The sequence below is a fragment of the uncultured Nostoc sp. genome (assembly GCF_937863485.1).
Lineage (GTDB): Bacteria > Cyanobacteriota > Cyanobacteriia > Cyanobacteriales > Nostocaceae > Nostoc.
Genome location: NZ_CALMFY010000019.1, coordinates 26,787 through 30,700 on the forward strand (window position 1 = coordinate 26,787; position 3,914 = coordinate 30,700).

Annotated in this window: 6 protein-coding genes; 4 read left to right on the top strand and 2 right to left on the bottom strand. The window is 42.2% G+C overall.

Annotation, left to right across the window (positions count from 1 at the left end; translation table 11 throughout):
* Both Q0541_RS02860 and mobC read right to left on the bottom strand, forming a co-directional pair.
* Positions 1 to 1,160 (bottom strand): relaxase/mobilization nuclease domain-containing protein (locus Q0541_RS02860; protein ID WP_298905248.1); only part of this gene is annotated, 1,160 nt, incomplete at its 3' end.
* Positions 1,135 to 1,590 carry a plasmid mobilization relaxosome protein MobC gene (gene mobC, locus Q0541_RS02865; RefSeq protein WP_298905249.1) on the bottom strand — a complete coding sequence of 152 codons (456 nt, stop codon included), beginning with the start codon at positions 1,588 to 1,590 and terminating at the stop codon, positions 1,135 to 1,137. The genes Q0541_RS02860 and mobC, both read right to left, overlap by 26 nt.
* Positions 1,591 to 1,714: 124 nt before the next feature.
* On the opposite strand from mobC, the gene Q0541_RS02870 reads away from it, so the two are divergent.
* From Q0541_RS02870 to Q0541_RS02885, 4 genes are all read left to right on the top strand, one after another.
* Positions 1,715 to 1,933, top strand: a complete 219-nt coding sequence (locus tag Q0541_RS02870) for a hypothetical protein (RefSeq protein ID WP_298905251.1) — start codon at positions 1,715 to 1,717, stop codon at positions 1,931 to 1,933.
* 205 nt (positions 1,934 to 2,138) lie between these two features.
* Entirely contained in the window at positions 2,139 to 2,633 is a 495-nt protein-coding gene (locus Q0541_RS02875; protein WP_298905253.1) for a hypothetical protein, read from the top strand.
* On the top strand, positions 2,630 to 3,451 hold the full coding sequence (locus Q0541_RS02880; protein WP_298905255.1) for a hypothetical protein: 822 nt from the start codon (positions 2,630 to 2,632) through the stop codon (positions 3,449 to 3,451). Before Q0541_RS02875 ends, Q0541_RS02880 begins: the two co-directional genes overlap by 4 nt.
* Positions 3,452 to 3,616: 165 nt before the next feature.
* On the top strand, positions 3,617 to 3,914 hold a 298-nt coding region (locus Q0541_RS02885; protein WP_298905257.1), incomplete at its 3' end, for a hypothetical protein.

Here is a 3,914-nt window from a genome sequence, read left to right on the forward strand (position 1 = left end):
AGTTGTTCTGTTAATTGTGGTAACTTTTCAACCAAGGCATCATCAACTACTGACTGTGAAATAAAGTCAGAGATTGTATTTATGAGTTCTGAACTGGCTCGTTGTTCCGCATCTGATTTAGCTGAGTTTATCTGGTGTTTAGTTTCGGCTATATTTTGAGCTTTTTTCGGGGAGATGGTTAATATTAGCTGTTGATTAACTTGGTTATTATCTACAGATTCTAAGAAATTATTTAGGCGTTTAATTTCGCTATTGTCCCGTATGGGGTCATAACTTATCCCCAACTCGGTCTGAAGCTTTGTAAATGAACACTTATATTTATTGAGATTACCTCCCTGTTTCCAGAGCAGATGAGGGCTACCATCTTCATTAACTGAGCCAATATCAATACCAAATTTAATACCTCTTACCCCACCGTGACCGTAATAACTGACGATGGCTTTAACTTGATGCTCTCTCCATAACTGCTCAATTAGCTGGGGCATTGTGGGTTTATTTGCTGCCACTTGTTCAATCGCTTGGCGCATTATTTCTTCGCCTGGAAGTCCATCACGTTTGACTCGCTCCAGTTGATTACGAGTCATAGCCTTTTGCTTGCTCTCCCAACTACTTGGGATTTGGGTTAGCTTAAATTCTCGCTCTAGTAGTCGGGCAGAGTGTTCTGAATAGGCGTAATTATTCCAGGTACGAATAGATTTACCATCTAGGTTATTAACTCTAGATGCAACGATGTGGGTGTGGTCGTGTTCTTTGTCTGAGTGCCGCGCTATAAAGAAGTCATAAGCTGGTAGTTCTGATTCTATAAATTCATCAACTAGCTGGTTCAGTTTAGTATCAGCTATCCTTTTATCTGGCTGTTTGACTTGGGATTCATCACCTTGAAGCCGCGATAGTACAATGACTGATGCCAAGTGACGTTGCGATAGATTAGCTAATTCGTCATCATTGAGCGTTCTATCAGTTTTTGGCACTGACAGCATTAGGTGATAGCAGGGGTCTTTTAGCTGAGGGTTAAGATGGGCTGATAAGGTAAACTGCTCGACCAGTTCATTAGTGCTTTTACCGTACATATTCCCGCCAATAATTTTGGCTTTCTCTTTCTCTATTACATATTTAGTAGTTCCACGAAATGATTTATTCGCCTTGACTTTGGTAATCATTGCGCTGTCCCTCTACCGTAGGTTGAGTGAGTGATTGGCGAGTCCGTTCTAAAAGTGCTGTCAGTTCTTCAAGAGTTTTCAGATATAATTTCACCTCATTACTCAAGGGTTGGCTACCAATTTTCACAGCTTCGTTAATAGCTTTGGTCTGCTGATTCAGGTTGTTACCAATCTTCTTTAGCTCATAGATAGCCTGTCGGTTCACTTCGGGAATGACTAATTTAGGATGTGGTAGAGGATAATCAAATAATCTCGCTCTTATATAGTCACTTTGCACCACTCCACTACAACGCTGCTCTAGTCTAGCTTTCTCAGCATAGCTAGCCCTAAACGTGATGGTTACTTCTCGCTTTTCATCTGGTGCTACTGACCGATTGGTTAATGTGTCAGCTAGTTGATTGCTAAGATTGATACGGGGGTCTGGCTGCATAACTGGTTAGGCGTTTATTTATCTACTTCTTCATTTTTCACCGGGTTATTCGCTGTAGCTGCTATGGCGCGGAGCGCCGAACAGGTAGGCGAATAACCCGGAACTCTCTTGACTTATTAACCCCTTGAAAAGAACGGTTTTTCGGGGGTTTGGGGGTATCCCCCAACAAGCAACCACGCCGCTTTACCCGGAGGGTAAAGTAGCACGTAGTGCGTTACGGCGTATTGCTTGCCTAAGCCCTAACGACGGGCTAGGGGAACGAGACTTGGGGGCACAACGGGAGACTGGGGGAGTACGAGACTTTGGCGAACCACGATTGACTATATGCACAACCTCGGTGTAACTGAGGGCTGGGTCTGTTTAACAATGCGGCCCTATCCCTTTGATATCAGAATGTTGATTCATGGGTAACTGCTTTTTTAAACTAGTCTACCTCACGAGGATACAAACCCTTTTTTGTTGATAGAGAGTCACATCACGACAAGAAACTTAAACTTTTGATGACCACGAATTTTTTACAATGAAGTGATTTATTATTCCTGGTAGGTATGTCTCGCAAACCGAAAGCTGTTCCTTTATCAAAAATAGAAGATATTCAAACCAGTCTCAAACAGAAAGCGGCAACACCTAAGACTATCAGCCTGTCAGATTTAGTCCTCAGTTTGGCTAAACCTATTCAGGATATGTTAGACGCTGGCTATTCTTATGAAGATGTTTCTGATGTGTTTAAAGGTCATGGGGTAGAACTGGCGGCCAGTGGTCTGAAGAGTTTTCATAAAAAAGCTTCAACATCAAATGACTCCTCTTTGAGTAATTCCTCATCAGGTAAAGCGGTTGAAGAATCAGTTAATTCTGACTTAGAGCCAGAATCAACTGATTCTTCAACCACAATTAATAATGATGTTCCAGCAGTAGAGCCAGATAGTTCACCAATTGATAGTAGTGAACCATCCGACTCATCATCATCTAAAACTAGTAGACGAAAGAAAACAACTCCTAATACTTCTTCCCAATTTAATATCACTGATAGGAGCGAAATATGAAACGTATTGTGATGATACTGGGGGGCAAGGGTGGTACAGGTAAAACTGCCTTTACTCGCTTGCTATTAGATGTAATGCACTTAAAGGGCATTAATTATCTAGCTTATGACGCAGATACAGAGAATCCAGAACTGTACGAGTACTATCAAAATTTTGGCTCAGGAGTAAGGCTGTTAAACTTCTTGGAGGTGGCAGAGGCGAAACGCTTCTTTACAGAAATAAAAGCGGAATCACCCGACTCAATAATAGTAGATATGCCGGGGGCATCAAGCAATAAAACTAGGGAGATTATCAGTAAGTTTGGGCTATTCAAGATTGCAGGTGATTTAGGTTATCGGGTAACGCTGGTGACTGTGCTTAATCTTGGTTATTCAGTCATCACTAGCTTAAAAACTATGGCTGAGTTCTGCGGCGATAAAGCAGATTATGTGGTGGTAAAAAATCTCTGCTGGGATAAGGGTTCAGGTTTTCAGCGATGGGAGAATAGTAAAACATCGGCAGCGATAGCCGAACTAAAAGGCATAGAAATAGAAATGCCAGAACTAGACTACTCGACCTTTGACACGTTGACAGAGAAAGGTCTACCTTACTCGGCTGCGACTGAAGAGAATGGTTTTCCTTTTGGGGATTACCTACTAGTCAGTGGGTTTTTAGATCAGGCTAAACCAGAGCTTGAAAAAGCTGGGGCTTATCTGGGGTTACAACAACCTCTTGTTCTGGTTGCTGCTTTAGAAAACACTACGACTTCAAAACAGACAAAAATCACTGCGTCTACTTCTCGTCGGGGTCAAAAGAAAACTAATGAGCAACAACAATAATGGCAACGGCAATCACAGCAATCTTCACTCCTCAACTGCCGATTTAGTAGAGAGCAGTGAACTGGGTGAGGTCAAGATAGCACTGGGCAGATTATATAGAGAGTTTGAAAATTTTAAGCAATCACAGAAAACTGAACGCGAAAGAGATAGGGCAGAGTTACAAGCATGGGCACAAACGAATCTAATTCAGAATCAACTCCTCAGCAAAGCGATGGTGACAATCGAGATGCTGACGGGGGAATTGAAGAATCAGAATCTCTCCTCTCACGAGTACGAGCAGAGCAACGAGAATTTGAGACAAGAATTAACTCCCTTGCTGACACAGTTAAAGAATATGCCCAAGTCATCAGCGACATTAGAGAGCTTAGAGTTCAAAGGGCTAAAGAGCGAAGTATTGCAGTTGAAGCAGAACTGGGACTCACTGTTGATTCACACGAAGAACTTGACTACGGTTATTCAGGAG